This is a genomic window from Streptomyces sp. NPDC007875 (assembly GCF_042868035.1).
Classification (GTDB): Bacteria; Actinomycetota; Actinomycetes; order Streptomycetales; family Streptomycetaceae; genus Streptomyces; species Streptomyces antimycoticus.
Genome location: NZ_JBIADZ010000035.1, coordinates 1 through 13577 on the forward strand (window position 1 = coordinate 1; position 13577 = coordinate 13577).

A 13577-nucleotide genomic window follows, 5' to 3' on the forward strand; every position below is an offset into this window, starting at 1 on the left:
TTGCCCTTGGCGTGCTGCTTCTCCACCGCGCGCGCGGACCCCGCATGGGTCGCCTCTTCGATGCGGCGCTGCAGATCCGCGAGCTTCCCCGCGGTGGTGTGACGGTCTGGAATCTCGGGGGCGATCTCCGGCTCGGACATCGGGATGCGGCTCCTGCTCGTCCTGGGGGTGGATACGGCGGACTTCTGGATACGGCGGACTTCTTCAGGGTCGGAGGGAATCGGAGGAAGCGGTGGAAACGGGGTATGGGGTCGGAATCGTGATCAGTGGGGCCTAAGGACGTTCGGTGGTTACGGACCGTTCGGCAGCCGTTGCGCCGGCTGGGCTACCGGCACGTAGCGTATCGGCGGCTCCGCTTGGTGGCACTGCGTCGTTGGCCACACCTCCTGACCCTAGGCTGGCCCTCATGACGCCTTCTGACACCTCAGGGAGCCCAGGTGACGGGCCCGGCCGCTGGTCCGATCTCGAGCGGCCCCCCTTGAACGCTACCGCGCTGCGCCGGGGTCTGGTGCGCCCCGGCGGGCTGTGGACCGAGTTCGAGGTGGTGCAGGCGACCGGCTCGACCAATACGGATCTGGTCACCCGGGCCCGGGCCGGAGCCCCCGAGGGCGCGGTGCTCGTCGCCGAGGAGCAGACCGCGGGGCGCGGTCGGCTCGACCGCGCCTGGACGGCCCCGGCCCGGTCCGGGCTCTTCTTCTCCATCCTGCTACGGCCCGCCGACGCCGGCGTGCCCACGGAGCGCTGGGGCTGGCTGCCGCTGCTGGCCGGGGTCGCGAGCGCCGGGGCGCTCAGCCGCACGGCGGGCGTGGACACCGCGCTGAAGTGGCCGAACGACCTGCTGGTGACGGTGGCGGGCGAGGAGCGGAAGTTCGGCGGGATCCTCGCCGAGCGGGCCGGGGACGCGGTGGTCATCGGCATGGGGCTGAACGTTTCGCTGCGCGCCGATGAGCTTCCGGTGCCCACCGCCGGGTCGCTGGCCCTGGCCGACGCGATCTCCACCGACCGCGATCCGCTGCTGCGGGCCGTGCTGCGCTCGATCGCGGAGTGGTACGGGGAGTGGTGCCGCTTCGAGGGCGACCCCGGGGCGAGCGGCCTCCAGGAGACCTACGCGGCGGGCTGTGCGACCCTCGGGCGGCAGGTGCGCGCCGAGCTTCCGGGCGGCCGGGAGCGCGTCGGCGAGGCGGTCGCGGTCGACGGCGACGGACGGCTGGTTCTGGCCACCGAGGGCGGGGTTCAGGAGCCGGTCTCCGCCGGGGACATCGTGCATCTACGCTCCGTACCGAGGGAGGAATGAACCCCTGCCGTGGAGAGTGAGCTACGGCACACCTGACGTATCGTGGTCGCGGTCGGTCCAGCTCGGGGCGGCTGTGGGCGATTCGGAACCCCAACCGGGAAGAGGGAACGGAAGGGCAGTGCGCAGGGATCTGACAGGGGGCGGGCGGTGACCGCCGACGACGCGGGTTCCGGCACGGCCGAGGAGCGCGAGGCGTGGGACGCCGCCGCGCCGGACGGGGCCGTACGGGACACCGGGGCGCGGGAGAGCTCCGCCGCCCAGGCTCCCGAGGAGGCCCCCGACGAGGAGGACCAGCCGGATCCCATCGCGCTCCGGCTGGAGCAGCTCATCCTCGGTGCCGAGCGGCGCTACACCCCCTTCCAGGCCGCCCGCAGCGCGGGCGTCTCGGTCGAGCTGGCCACCCGCTTCTGGCGGGCCATGGGCTTCGCCGACATCGGCCAGGCCAAGGCGCTGACCGAGGCCGATGTACTGGCGCTGCGCCGGCTGTCCGGTCTGGTGGAGGCCGGGCTGCTGAGCGAGCCGATGGCCATCCAGGTGGCGCGGTCCACCGGCCAGACCAGCGCTCGGCTCGCGGACTGGCAGATCGACTCGTTCCTGGAGGGGCTCACCGACCCCCAGGAGACCGGGATGACCCGGACCGAGATCGCGTATCCGCTGGTCGAGCTGTTGCTGCCGGAGCTTGAGGAGTTCCTGGTCTACGTCTACCGGCGCCAGCTCGCGGCCGCGACCGGCCGGGTGGTGCAGGCGGCGGACGACGCGGAGATGGTGGACCGGCGGCTGGCGGTCGGCTTCGCGGACCTGGTGAGCTTCACCCGGCTGACCCGGCGGCTGGAGGAGGAGGAGCTCGGCGAGCTGGTCGAGGCGTTCGAGACCACGGCCGCCGACCTCGTGGCGGCCCACGGCGGGCGGCTGATCAAGACGCTGGGCGACGAGGTGCTCTACGCGGCCGACGACGCGGGCATCGCCGCCGAGATCGGGCTGCGCCTGATCGAGACGCTCACGCATGACGAGACGATGCCGGAGCTGCGGGTCGGGATCGCGTTCGGCACGGTCACGACCCGCATGGGCGACGTCTTCGGAACGACGGTGAACCTGGCGAGCCGGCTGACGTCCATAGCCCCCAAGAACGCGGTCCTGGTGGACGGCGCGTTCGCGGAGGAGCTGAGCCGCACCGGAGACGCCCCGGTGTCGGAGGCGGAGGCCGCGGAGGCGGCCGCCGCGGCGGAGAAGGAGGGCGAGGAGCCGCCCTCGTACCGGTTCGCGCTCCAGCCGATGTGGCAGCGGCCGGTGCGTGGTCTGGGGGTCGTGGAGCCGTGGCTGTTGAGCCGCCGCGCATGACCCCGGGCGGGCGGCCGGGCATGACCTCGGGGCGCCGTCGCGCATGACCCCGGGTCGCCGCCGGGCGGGACATGGCGGGCGACTGTCGTCCGGATCCCTTCGGTGGCTTCGGCCGGATCGTTGAACCGGGCGCGGATCCGGGCCTGTTGGGCTAGCCTACGTCCGCAAGATCCACTCGGTGGATCCCAGGTCCTGTCGTCGAAGTAGCACCGTCCGCGTCCGCCCGCGGGGTGGGCCCGGCGGTGTCCAGGAGCTCGTGTGACCCCGCTTTACGATTCGAGTGCTCAGCGTCCGGACGCCTTACCTCCGCCGGGCTGCCCCGCCCATGAGGGGGCCGGTGCCGAGCCGCTCCACGCGCCCGAGTTCGGAAGAGACCCCTTCGCGGTCTACCGGCGCCTGCGTGAGACCCACGGCCAGCTCGCGCCGGTGGAGCTGGACAGAGGCGTCCCGGCCATGTTGTGCCTGGGGTACGACACCGCGCTGGAGATCATGCGGCGCCCCGAGACCTTCTCCAAGGACCCCCGCCACTGGCGGGCCAGGAACGAGGGCGTGCTGCCCGGGACCAGCTATGCCCCGCAGGTCATCAGGCCCCGGCCGCAGGCCGACTTCGTGGACGGCGAGGAGCACCGGCGGCTGCGCGGCGCCATCGAGGACTGCACCGGCCGGATCGACTCCGGTGCGCTGCGGAACTATGTCGAGCGCATCGCCGACTCGCTGATCGACCAGTTCTGCGAGGCGGGCGAGACCGAGCTGATCGGGACGTACTGCGCACTGGTCCCGGTGCTGGTGACCAGCCAGCTCTTCGGCTTCCCGCAGCAGTCCATGGACCCGCTGCTGAGGGGCGTGGTGGCGTTCATCGACGGCTCGGATCCCGCGGGCGGGGACCGGGCCGCGGGCGCGGCGCTGCGCGAGCTGATCGACCTCAAGCGACGCGATCCGGGCGCCGACATCACGTCCTGGCTGATCGCCCATCCGGCGCGGCTGACCGACGAGGAGCTGGTCGAGCAGCTCCTGCTGCTGATCGGGATGGTGACCGGGCTGGTGCCCGGTCTGATCGGCAACTCGCTGCGGGTGCTGCTCACCGACGAGCGGTTCTCGGGCGAGCTGATGGGCGGCAGCATGCTCGTCGAGGACGCCCTGGACGAGGTGCTCTGGACCGATCCGCCGCTGGCCAACATGGGGCTCTACTTCCCGGTCCATGACACCAACCTCGCCGGGAAGCGGCTGCGCGCGGGCGACGCCGTGATGATCAGCTTCGCGGCGACCAACCGGGACGCCCTGCTGAGGTCCCCGCACAAGCAGGGCAACCGGGCCCATCTGGCGTTCGGCGCGGGCCCCCACGCCTGCCCCGGCCGGGGCTCGGCCCGGCTGATCGCCTCCGTCGCGCTGGAGAAGCTGCTGGACCGGATCCCGGACCTCGCGCTGGCCGGGGATGTCGAGGAGCTGAAGTGGCTGTCCGGGATCTTCGTACGGGGGGTGGTCTCCCTGCCGGTGCGGTTCGCCCCCGTCGCCAGGCCGGGGGGACGGCGCCCCGGCCCGCCCGCCGCCCGCCCCGGCGAGCGGGACCCGCAGGACCAGCGGCCCGAGGCGCCGCAAGGGGCGCTGCCGGGCATGCCGCAGGGCATGCCGCAGGGGGCGCCTCCGCCGCCGCCCATCCCGCCGTTCTCGCTGCCGCTCGCCACCGAGGGGGCGTCCGTGTCCGGAGGTGAGCCCCTGGAGGGGACGGACCTGGAGGAGCAGGGTGAGGACGGGCAGAAACAGTCGGTCCTGCTGGGCTTTCTGAACCGGTGGCGGCGGGCCCGCTAGGCCCGGTCCGGGTGGCTCACAGGTTCCGCACACCCCGGGGAGCTGAAATGATCGCCGCATGGGGTTCACGGTCGTTAACCGGGAGAGTGTGTGATGAGTGAGCAGCGGTACGGGGAGTGGGTCGCGGTCCGCAGGGACGGCTTCGTGGCCGAGCTGGTGCTGGACCGGCCCAAGGCCATGAACGCCGTCTCCTCCGAGATGGCGCGCTGCATCACGGCGGCCTGCGCGGCACTGTCCGAGGACCGTGACGTGCGGGCCGTCGTGCTGACCTCGACCCATGAGCGGGCCTTCTGCGTGGGCGCGGACCTCAAGGAGCGCAACTCGCTCTCCGACGCCGAGATGCTGCGGCACCGGCCGGTCTCCCGCGCCGCCTACACCGGGGTGCTGGAGCTGCCGATGCCCGCCATCGCCGCGATGCACGGCTTTGCGCTGGGCGGCGGCTTCGAGCTGGCCCTGTCCTGTGACGTGATCGTCGCCGACCCCACCGCCGTGGTGGGGCTGCCGGAGGTGTCGGTCGGGGTGATCCCGGGCGGCGGCGGAACCCAGCTGCTGCCGCGCCGGGTGGGCGCCGCACGCGCCGCCGAGCTGATCTTCTCCGCACGCCGGGTGGCCGCCGCGGAGGCCCATGAGCTGGGCCTGGTGGACCGGCTGGCGGCGGAGGGCGAGGACCGGACCCAGGCGCTGGAGCTGGCCCGGGCCATCGCCGCCAACTCCCCGGTGGGCGTGCGGGCCGCCAAGAAGGCGCTGCGGCTGGGGCAGGGGCTGGATCTGCGGGCCGGTCTGGAGGTCGAGGACGCGGCGTGGCGGACGGTGGCCTTCTCCGGCGACCGCGCGGAGGGTGTTGCCGCGTTCAACGAGAAGCGGTCGCCGAACTGGCCGGGGGAGTGAGGGGCGGGTCGGCCGGACTGGCCGGGCCGGCCGGAGAGTGAGAAGCACGTCCGCCGTCCGCCGGACTGGCCGGGGGCCGGGGGAGTAGGGATCCCGGACCGGGGAAGCCGACCGGGTCCGGGGAGTGGCCCCGGCCCGGCGAGCGCGCGGTCACCGGGGGTGACCGTTCGCTCGGATACCCGGGGTGAACGGCCCGCAGCGGATTGTTCTCGACGTTCTTACGCTGGAGAGCAGAGCGAACGATGCATGGCCGTGAGGAATGCGAGGCCGTCGTGACGGACAACGGGGAGATCGGCGGACGGCCCGCCGGGGTCGATGGGCGATTGCGGGCCGTCGTGGGGCTCGCCCAGGGGATGGCGGCGGCGCACACCCCGCAGGAGTCGGTGGGCGCGGCGGCCGAGGCGGCCCGCCGCGCCCTCGACGGCGGCTTCGCGGCGATCTCGGTGTGGGAGCGTGCGCGGGGGCGGCTGCGGGTGCTGGTCAACGTGGGCGAGCTGATGGCGGGCGAGGAGCCGCTGCCGGAGGACGAGTCGTATCCGGTGCACGACTTCCCGGAGATCGCCGAGTTCCTGCATGAGCACTGGGCCGCGGGCGGCGAGCCGCACGCCTGGGTCGAGACCGCGGACGGCGTACGCCCCGGCTCGACCCCGCCCGGTCACCAGGGCGCGCCTGCCAGTGGTAGCTGGGGGAGGGTGGCCGCCCTGCGGCGGCGCGGCCGGGGGAGCTGTGTGGTGGCCCCGATCGTGCTGCACGGGCGGGCGTGGGGCGAGCTGTATGTGGCCCGGGCGGCCGGACGTCCCGTCTTCGACCGCGACGACGCCGACTTCGCGACCGTGCTGGCCTCGGTGACCGCCGCCGGGCTGGCCCAGACCGAGCGCCTGGAGGAGGCCCGCCGCCTCGCCTTCACCGATCCGCTGACCGGCCTCGGCAACCGCCGCGCGGTGGACATACGGCTGGACGAGGCGCTGGAGGCGTATCACGCGGACGGCACCGTGGTGAGCCTGGTGGTCTGCGATCTCAACGGCCTCAAGCGGGTGAACGACACCCTGGGCCACGCGGTCGGCGATCGCCTGCTGGAACGGTTCGGCTCATTGCTCTCGCTGTGCGGCGCGATGCTGCCCGGGGCGCTGGTGGCCCGGCTGGGTGGCGATGAGTTCTGTCTGCTGGGGGTCGGGCCCCCGGCGGACGAGGTGGTGCGGGTGGCGGATGAGCTGTGCCGCCGGGCCGCCGAGCTGGAGATGGGCGAGGGGGTCGCCTGCGGGATCGCCTCCACGGGCGATCCGATCGGCCCCGTGCCGTCGGCTCGCCGCCTCTTCCGTCTGGCGGACGCGGCGCAGTACCGGGCCAAGGCGGCGCGCTCGCTCAAGCCGGTGGTGGCGGGGCGGGATGGGGGCACGGAGGACTCGGTGATCCGCCTGGCTGACACGTCCCCCGCCCACCCCCCGGAGCGTCGCCGCTTCCGTGGCCGCCGCTGAGGCGCACGGCGCGTTTCGTTCCCCACCCGCCCCGAGGGCCCCGATGGGGCTCCGCCCCGGACCCCGGCGTGGGGGCGAGACGCGTTTCGTTCCCCACCGTTCCCGCCCCTTCCCGAACCGGGGCTCCGCCCCGGACCCCGCTCCTCAATCGCCGGAGGGGCTGGAAGATGGGGCTCCACCCCCGGGGGCTTGGCGGGGCCGCGCCCCCTCGGACCCGGCGGGCCGAGCCCCGGTGGGGGTGGGGGTGGCCCCGTTCGGGAAGGGGTGGGGTGAGGGAAGGTCCAGCGGGGTGACAGGGGGCGATTCACTCTCTAGGGTGCCTGAATATGGATATGCACTCTGTGGTCGTGGGGACGTCCGGAACGACCGCCGACGATGTCATCGCCGTGGCACGCGGCGCCGCGCGCGTCGAGGTCTCCGAGGCGGCGATCGAGGCCATCTCGGCCTCACGGCAGGTGATCGACGATCTCGCCGCCAAGCCCGAGCCCGTCTACGGCGTCTCCACCGGCTTCGGCGCGCTCGCCGTACGCCACATCAGCCCCGAGCTCCGCGCCCAGCTGCAGCGCAACATCGTCCGTTCGCACGCCGCCGGCATGGGTGCGCGGGTCGAGCGCGAGGTGGTGCGGGCGCTGATGTTCCTGCGGCTGAAGACGCTCGCGTCCGGCCGTACCGGGGTCCGGCCCGTCGTGGTCGGGACGATGGCCGCGCTCCTCAACGCGGGGATCACCCCCGTGGTGCACGAGTACGGCTCGCTGGGCTGCTCCGGGGACCTCGCGCCGCTGTCCCACTGCGCGCTGACCCTGATGGGCGAGGGCGAGGCCGAGGGCCCCGACGGGGTGGTGCGGCCGGCCGCCGAGCTGCTGGCCGAGCACGGCATCGAGCCGGTCGAGCTCCGTGAGAAGGAGGGGCTCGCGCTGCTCAACGGCACCGACGGGATGCTCGGCATGCTGATCATGGCCTGTGCCGATCTCGCCCGGCTGTTCACCGTCGCCGATGTGACCGCCGCCCTCTCGCTGGAGGCGCTGCTCGGCACCGACCGCGTCCTCGCGCCCGAGCTCCACGCCATCCGCCCCCACCCGGGGCAGGCCGCCAGCGCCGCCAACATGCTGCGGGTGCTGGAGGGTTCGGGGCTCACCGGGCACCACCAGGACGACGCGCCGCGCGTCCAGGACGCGTACTCGATCCGCTGCGCCCCGCAGGTCGCGGGCGCCGGCCGGGACACCCTCGCGCACGCCCGGCTGGTCGCCGACCGCGAGCTGGCCTCCGCCGTGGACAACCCCGTCGTCCTGCCGGACGGGCGGGTGGAGTCCAACGGCAACTTCCACGGCGCCCCCGTGGCGTATGTCCTGGACTTCCTCGCCATCGCGGCGGCCGACCTCGCCTCGATCGCCGAGCGCCGCACCGACCGGCTGCTGGACAAGAACCGCTCCCACGGCCTGCCGCCCTTCCTGGCCGGCGACCCGGGCGTGGACTCGGGGCTGATGATCGCCCAGTACACCCAGGCGGCGCTGGTCAGCGAGATGAAGCGGCTGGCGGTGCCCGCCTCGGTCGACTCCATCCCGTCCTCCGCGATGCAAGAGGACCATGTCTCGATGGGCTGGTCGGCGGCCCGCAAGCTGCGTACGGCGGTGGACAACCTGGCCCGCGTCCTGGCCGTCGAGCTGGTCGCCGCCACCCGCGGCGTCGAGCTGCGCGAGGGGCTGGAGCCCGCGCCCGCGAGCCGGGCGGTGCTGGCGGCGGTGCGCCGGGCGGGCGTCGAGGGGCCGGGCGGGGACCGCTATCTGGCGCCCGACTTGGCCGCGGCGGACGCGTTCGTACGGTCCGGAGAGCTGATCGAGGCCGTGGAGTCGGTGACGGGCCGCCTGGACTGAACCGGCCGCGTGAACGGAAGAGGCCACGTGGATCGAGCGGTCCGCCCGGACTGGACCGGCCGCGTCAGCGGTGTCAGTACGCCTCCGGGCGGGTCCGCCGTACGGAGGCCGTCACCATCGCGACGCCCAGGCCCAGAAAGGCCGTGCCGCCGAAGAGATACGGGGTGACGTCCACACTGCCGGTGTCGGCCAGATCCCCGTCGGGCACGGCCTCGGTCCTGGGCCCGGATCCGGGCGAGGTCTGCGAGGTCGCCGACGACGACCCAGGGTCCTCCACCGTCGCGTTGGCGGACGGAACGAACCACAGGGCGCACAGCAGCGAACCGGCAGCGGCGGCCGTCAGCAGCGGTCGGCGTGCGGACAACGGCATCCTCCTTGAGGCTGCGGCAAATTGACCCCGTGCGCCGATCGTAGTGACAACTGCGGGTCGTGCGGAAGCGAGACGGGTAGGACCCCTAACCTCCGTCGCATGACGAGTACCGAGACATCCCGGTTTGTCCGGCTTCGCGTGGAGCTCGTGGTGGAGATCACCGATCCGGACGGGCTGCGGCGCGCGACGTACGAACGGATCGACGGCGATGAGTCCCTGGCCGCGGAGGAGCGAGGACACGCGCGCCGCATGGTGGAATCGGACGAGGCCGAGGCGCTGGCGTATCTGGTCGATCCGTTCGAGTTGGTGGAGGAGGTGCCGGGGGTCGAACTGGCCCAGGCGTCCTGGAGCAGCGAGCACATCGACTACGATCCTCGCGCCGCCGAGTGGTCCGGGGCCTTCGCCGACCTGGACGAGGACGATTGAGGAGCCGGGCGGCGGCGCCCACGGCGGCCCCCGGGGCGGCGCACACGGCGGCTCAGGGCGGCACCGAGGGGGCTCAGGGCGGCGAAGACGGGGCGAAGACGGCAGAGCCGTACGGGTCCGGGTGCCGGCGGGTCTTAGGCTTGTCCGGTGTCTTTGCTAAGTGGCCTTGCGCACAGTTTTACTGTGCGTGGAACCGGCCAAAAGGTACAGGCGTTCTTTTCAGGCAGGTCCGGGGTTTCTGGGGTCCAGATCAAGATCCAGGTCAAATGGAGAAGCGTGTGATGACGGACGGCAAGCGCCGTAAGGGGCTGGTGGCCGCGGCTGCCGTGCTCGGCGGCGTACTCACTCTCGCCGCATGCGGCGGGGATGGCGGCGGTGACGACGCCAAGAACGACGGGAACAAGTCGCAGTCGCAGGTCGACGAGGCAGCGGCCAAGGACGCGTCGGACGCCCACATCAAGATCACGCCGAAGGCCGGTGCGACGAACGCGGGCATCAACAGTGACACCAAGGTCACGGTCAGCGGGGGCAAGCTCAGCTCCGTCACGATGACGTCCGCGGCGACCGGCAACACCGTGGCCGGGACCATATCGCCCGACAAGACGTCCTGGAAGCCGAGCGGGCAGCTGGAGCGCGCCACCCAGTACAAGATCTCCGCGTCCGCCGAGGACTCCAAGGGCCGTAAGGCGACCGAGAACTCGTCCTTCACCACCGTCTCGCCCTCCAACAGCTTCATCGGCAACTTCACGCCGGAGGACGGCTCCACGGTCGGCGTCGGCATGCCGGTGTCGATCCGGTTCGACAAGGCGGTGACCAACAAGAAGGACGTCGAGTCGCACATCAAGGTCACCTCCAGCAGCGGCCAGCAGGTGGTCGGCCACTGGTTCGACGGGAACCGGCTCGACCTGCGTCCGAAGGACTACTGGAAGGCGGGCTCGACCGTCTCCTTGAAGCTCGACCTGGACGGTGTCGAGGCGTCGCCCGGTGTCAAGGGCGTCCAGGAGAAGACCGTCAACTTCAAGATCGGCCACTCGCAGGTCTCCACGGTCGACGCCGAGTCCAAGGAGATGAAGGTCGTCCGCGACGGCAAGCTGCTGAAGACCATCAAGATCTCGGCCGGCAGCCCCGACAACACGACCTACAACGGTCAGATGGTGATCTCCGAGAAGTTCAAGGAGACCCGGATGAACGGCGCGACGGTCGGCTTCACGGATGACGACGGCAAGGGCGAGTACGACATCAAGGACGTGCCCCACGCGATGCGGCTGTCCACCTCGGGCACCTTCATCCACGGCAACTACTGGGGCGCCAAGTCCATCTTCGGCAACGTCAACACCAGCCACGGCTGTGTCGGCCTGTCGGACACCAAGGGAGCGGGCGACGCCAACACGGACGGCGCCTGGTTCTACAACAACTCCCAGGTCGGCGACGTCGTCGTCGTGAAGAACTCCAACGACAAGACCATCCAGCCGGACAACGGCCTCAACGGATGGAACATGGACTGGAGCCAGTGGGTGTCCGGAAGCGCCGTCGGCGGCGCCTGACACACCCTCTCCTCACCACCGCCGGGCGGCGGTCGGCCTTCGGGCCGGCCGCCGCCCGGCGGTTTTCACGGCAGCCTCAAGAACGGCCGGACAGCCGCGTGCCCGGCGGTTCACCGACCGGTGCGCGCCGCAGCGATCCCGTCGAGTGGCGTGCCGCCCCGGCCGGAGGAGAATGGGCCGAAGGGGGCCATCCCATCCGGCCGCGCCCGGCCGGAGGTGGCGATACGGAGGCGGCCCCATGCCCGAAGTCACGTCCTATCAGCCCGGAACGCCCTGCTGGATCGATCTGATGATCCCCGACCAACGGGCCGCCCTGGACTTCTACTCCGGGCTGTTCGGCTGGGAGGCGGAGGTCGGCCCTCCGGAGGCCGGGGGCTATGCGATGTGCACCCTGAAGGGCAAGCCCGTCGCGGGGGCCATGTCCGCGCAGTCGATGTCCGGTGAGGGCCCGCCGCCGACCGTGTGGACCACCTACTTCTGCTCCGCCGACGCCCAGGCCACCTCGGAGGCCATCAGCCGGGCCGGGGGCACCGTGCTGCTGCCGGTCATGGACGTGATGGACCTGGGACGGATGCTGGTGGCGGCCGACCCGCTGGGAGCCGTCTTCGGCGTCTGGCAGCCGCTCAGCTTCCCCGGCACCGGTCTCGTCAACGAGCCGGGCACGCTGATCTGGAACGAGCTCAACACCACCGACCGGGAGGCGGCTTCGGCGTTCTACGCCGAGGCGCTGGGCCTGGAGTCGACCCCGATGGAGGGCGCTGAGGGCTATTTCGCGCTCTCCGTCGACGGCCGCACGGTCGGCGGGCTCCAGCCGCTGCGGGAGGGGATGCCGCCGGAGGTGCCCCCGCACTGGCTGGTCTATTTCGCCGTCGAGGACGCCGACCGCTCCGCGGCCAAGGTGTCCGCGGAGGGCGGCACGGTCCTCCGCCCGCCGTACGACATGATCGCGGGCCGGATGTCCCTGGTGAAGGACCCGCAGGGGGCGCCGTTCGCCCTCATCGCCCCGAAGCCCATGAGCTGAGCCGCGGGCCGAACCGGCGCGGAACCCCCGCTCGATCCCGCTCAGACCCGCTTGAGGACGAAGTAGCCCGAGGTGGAGCCGACGGGCGTGTACCGCGTGTCCGGGTGGAGCTGCCCCGCGTAGTCGACCACCTGCCGCACGGTGCGCTCCGGCGGCTCCTGCAGGGCTATGTAGTCCGGCTGTACGTCCTCGGTGGCGCCGACCCACAGCACCCGGCAGCGGCTGGTGAGCCGGCTTATCGGCCCGACGTTGGCCTCCACCGTCGCCCCGTCCGGGATCCGGTCCAGCAGCCGCTCCACCGCGCCGGCCTGCGGCGGCTTGTCGTAGGTGGCGCCCTGGGTGAGGCCGTACAGCGGCATGGAGGACGACAGCGCCAGGGCCGCGCCGCACACCGCGGCGGGCAGCTGACGGGCGTACGAGGCGAGCCAGGGCCGCCGGGTGGCGCGGGTGCGGTCCAGGGCGTCCACCAGGGCCAGCAGGACGACCGGCATCAGCACCGCGTTGTAGTGCCAGTCCGTGCCCCAGTAGTGGTCGTCGTGGGAGAGGAAGCGCCAGCCGAGGGTGGGCACGGCGGCCAGCAGCAGCGGGGAGCGCAGCGCCAGCAGACCGGTGGTCGGCAGCAGGATCCACAGCAGGGTGCGCAGCGCGGTGCCGAAGGGGATCGTGCCCGTCTGCTCACCGCCGTTGCCGACCTTGTCCCAGTAGTCGTACGAGCCCCCGCCGTTGAAGCCGGGGATGACGACGCCGAGCGCGAGCGCCGAGACCATGACGCCGAAGCCCATCAGCACGACGGCGAGCGGGACGGCGCGGGGGCCGCGCTCGGGGTCACGCCGGGCGCGGATCCACACGACCGCGCCGATCGCGGCCACGGTGGCGCCCATGTCCTCTTTGACGAAGACCAGCGGGGCGGCCCACAGCATCGCCGGGTACCAGCGCCCCCGGATCACCGCCTCCAGGGAGAAGGCGATGAGCGGAACGGCGAAACATATCTCGTGGAAGTCGAAGTCGACGGCGCGCTGGACGCCCCAGGAGACCCCGTAGGCGATGCCGATCGCGAGCCCCCGGCCGCGCCCCAGCAGCCGGGCGGCGACGCGGGTGACGGGGACGGCGGAGACGGCGAACAGCGCCGCCTGCGCGACCAGCAGCGTGACGGGGCCGGGGAAGAGCCGGTAGACGGGGCCCAGCAGCGCCGTGATGGGGCTGAAGTGGTCGCCGAGGATATTGGCGCCGGGGCCCTTGAGATCGGCTATGGGGGCCTGGAAGTGCGCGTACGCCCGTATCGCCTGCTCGAAGATGCCCAGGTCCCAGGACATGGTGGCCATGCGGCGGTAGCGGCAGACCGACAGCGCCGTGAAGGCGGCGAAGAGGGCGAGGGCCAGCCAGTACGGATCGGCCCGCGGATGCCGCAGTAAACCCGCTCGCGCGACGAGCCGGGTACGCCCCGTGGTGACGGCGGTCGCCCTCTCGGCGCCGGTGCCGGGCGGAGCGGTTGCGGCCGTATCCATCCAGGGTCCTTATCGTGTGGGCGGTCTGTGCGAAAAGAT

Annotated in this window: 11 protein-coding genes; 9 read left to right on the forward strand and 2 right to left on the reverse strand. The window is 72.4% G+C overall.

Annotated elements, in window-relative coordinates; all coding sequences use genetic code 11:
- Positions 1-406 precede the first annotated feature (406 nt).
- The 6 genes from ACFYOY_RS42330 to hutH all read left to right on the forward strand — a co-directional run bounded on the left by ACFYOY_RS42330 (position 407) and on the right by hutH (position 8672).
- Positions 407-1294: a biotin--[acetyl-CoA-carboxylase] ligase gene (locus ACFYOY_RS42330; protein ID WP_351902482.1), complete on the forward strand. Its 888-nt coding sequence runs from the start codon at positions 407-409 to the stop codon at positions 1292-1294.
- Between the two features lie 147 nt (positions 1295-1441).
- Entirely contained in the window at positions 1442-2632 is a 1191-nt protein-coding gene (locus tag ACFYOY_RS42335) for an adenylate/guanylate cyclase domain-containing protein (RefSeq protein WP_351902479.1), read from the forward strand.
- A gap of 258 nt (positions 2633-2890) precedes the next feature.
- Positions 2891-4438: a cytochrome P450 gene (locus ACFYOY_RS42340; RefSeq protein ID WP_351902476.1), complete on the forward strand. Its 1548-nt coding sequence runs from the start codon at positions 2891-2893 to the stop codon at positions 4436-4438.
- A gap of 93 nt (positions 4439-4531) precedes the next feature.
- The gene (locus ACFYOY_RS42345; protein ID WP_388593117.1) at positions 4532-5326 is read left to right on the forward strand and encodes an enoyl-CoA hydratase/isomerase family protein; all 795 of its coding nucleotides are present in this window, start codon (positions 4532-4534) and stop codon (positions 5324-5326) included.
- 353 nt (positions 5327-5679) lie between these two features.
- The gene (locus tag ACFYOY_RS42350; protein ID WP_351902494.1) at positions 5680-6801 is read left to right on the forward strand and encodes a sensor domain-containing diguanylate cyclase; all 1122 of its coding nucleotides are present in this window, start codon (positions 5680-5682) and stop codon (positions 6799-6801) included.
- Positions 6802-7127: 326 nt separating this feature from the next.
- Positions 7128-8672: a histidine ammonia-lyase gene (gene hutH, locus ACFYOY_RS42355; RefSeq protein ID WP_388593119.1), complete on the forward strand. Its 1545-nt coding sequence runs from the start codon at positions 7128-7130 to the stop codon at positions 8670-8672.
- A 73-nt stretch (positions 8673-8745) separates the two neighbouring features.
- On the opposite strand, the gene ACFYOY_RS42360 is transcribed toward hutH, so the two are convergent.
- Entirely contained in the window at positions 8746-9042 is a 297-nt protein-coding gene (locus tag ACFYOY_RS42360; RefSeq protein WP_351902468.1) for a hypothetical protein, read from the reverse strand.
- A 99-nt stretch (positions 9043-9141) separates the two neighbouring features.
- On the opposite strand from ACFYOY_RS42360, the gene ACFYOY_RS42365 reads away from it, so the two are divergent.
- From ACFYOY_RS42365 to ACFYOY_RS42375, 3 genes are all read left to right on the forward strand, one after another.
- Positions 9142-9468, forward strand: a complete 327-nt coding sequence (locus ACFYOY_RS42365) for a hypothetical protein (protein WP_351902465.1) — start codon at positions 9142-9144, stop codon at positions 9466-9468.
- Positions 9469-9749: 281 nt separating this feature from the next.
- On the forward strand, positions 9750-11012 hold the full coding sequence (locus ACFYOY_RS42370; protein WP_351902491.1) for an Ig-like domain-containing protein: 1263 nt from the start codon (positions 9750-9752) through the stop codon (positions 11010-11012).
- A 238-nt stretch (positions 11013-11250) separates the two neighbouring features.
- Entirely contained in the window at positions 11251-12033 is a 783-nt protein-coding gene (locus ACFYOY_RS42375; RefSeq protein WP_351902462.1) for a VOC family protein, read from the forward strand.
- 41 nt (positions 12034-12074) lie between these two features.
- Here the strand turns inward: ACFYOY_RS42375 and ACFYOY_RS42380 are convergent, their stop codons facing one another.
- The gene (locus tag ACFYOY_RS42380; RefSeq protein WP_388593123.1) at positions 12075-13538 is read right to left on the reverse strand and encodes a DUF2079 domain-containing protein; all 1464 of its coding nucleotides are present in this window, start codon (positions 13536-13538) and stop codon (positions 12075-12077) included.
- Positions 13539-13577: the final 39 nt, after the last annotated feature.

What these genes read in the sequence shown, in the direction of transcription:
- hutH (WP_388593119.1), top strand. Translation starts at nt 7,128, where the DNA reads ATGGATATGCACTCTGTGGTCGTGGGGACGTCCGGAACGACCGCCGAC.
- ACFYOY_RS42375 (WP_351902462.1), top strand. Translation starts at nt 11,251, where the DNA reads ATGCCCGAAGTCACGTCCTATCAGCCCGGAACGCCCTGCTGGATCGAT.
- ACFYOY_RS42380 (WP_388593123.1), bottom strand. Translation starts at nt 13,538, where the DNA reads ATGGATACGGCCGCAACCGCTCCGCCCGGCACCGGCGCCGAGAGGGCG.
- ACFYOY_RS42330 (WP_351902482.1), top strand. Translation starts at nt 407, where the DNA reads ATGACGCCTTCTGACACCTCAGGGAGCCCAGGTGACGGGCCCGGCCGC.
- ACFYOY_RS42365 (WP_351902465.1), top strand. Translation starts at nt 9,142, where the DNA reads ATGACGAGTACCGAGACATCCCGGTTTGTCCGGCTTCGCGTGGAGCTC.
- ACFYOY_RS42350 (WP_351902494.1), top strand. Translation starts at nt 5,680, where the DNA reads ATGGCGGCGGCGCACACCCCGCAGGAGTCGGTGGGCGCGGCGGCCGAG.
- ACFYOY_RS42345 (WP_388593117.1), top strand. Translation starts at nt 4,532, where the DNA reads ATGAGTGAGCAGCGGTACGGGGAGTGGGTCGCGGTCCGCAGGGACGGC.
- ACFYOY_RS42370 (WP_351902491.1), top strand. Translation starts at nt 9,750, where the DNA reads ATGACGGACGGCAAGCGCCGTAAGGGGCTGGTGGCCGCGGCTGCCGTG.
- ACFYOY_RS42360 (WP_351902468.1), bottom strand. Translation starts at nt 9,042, where the DNA reads ATGCCGTTGTCCGCACGCCGACCGCTGCTGACGGCCGCCGCTGCCGGT.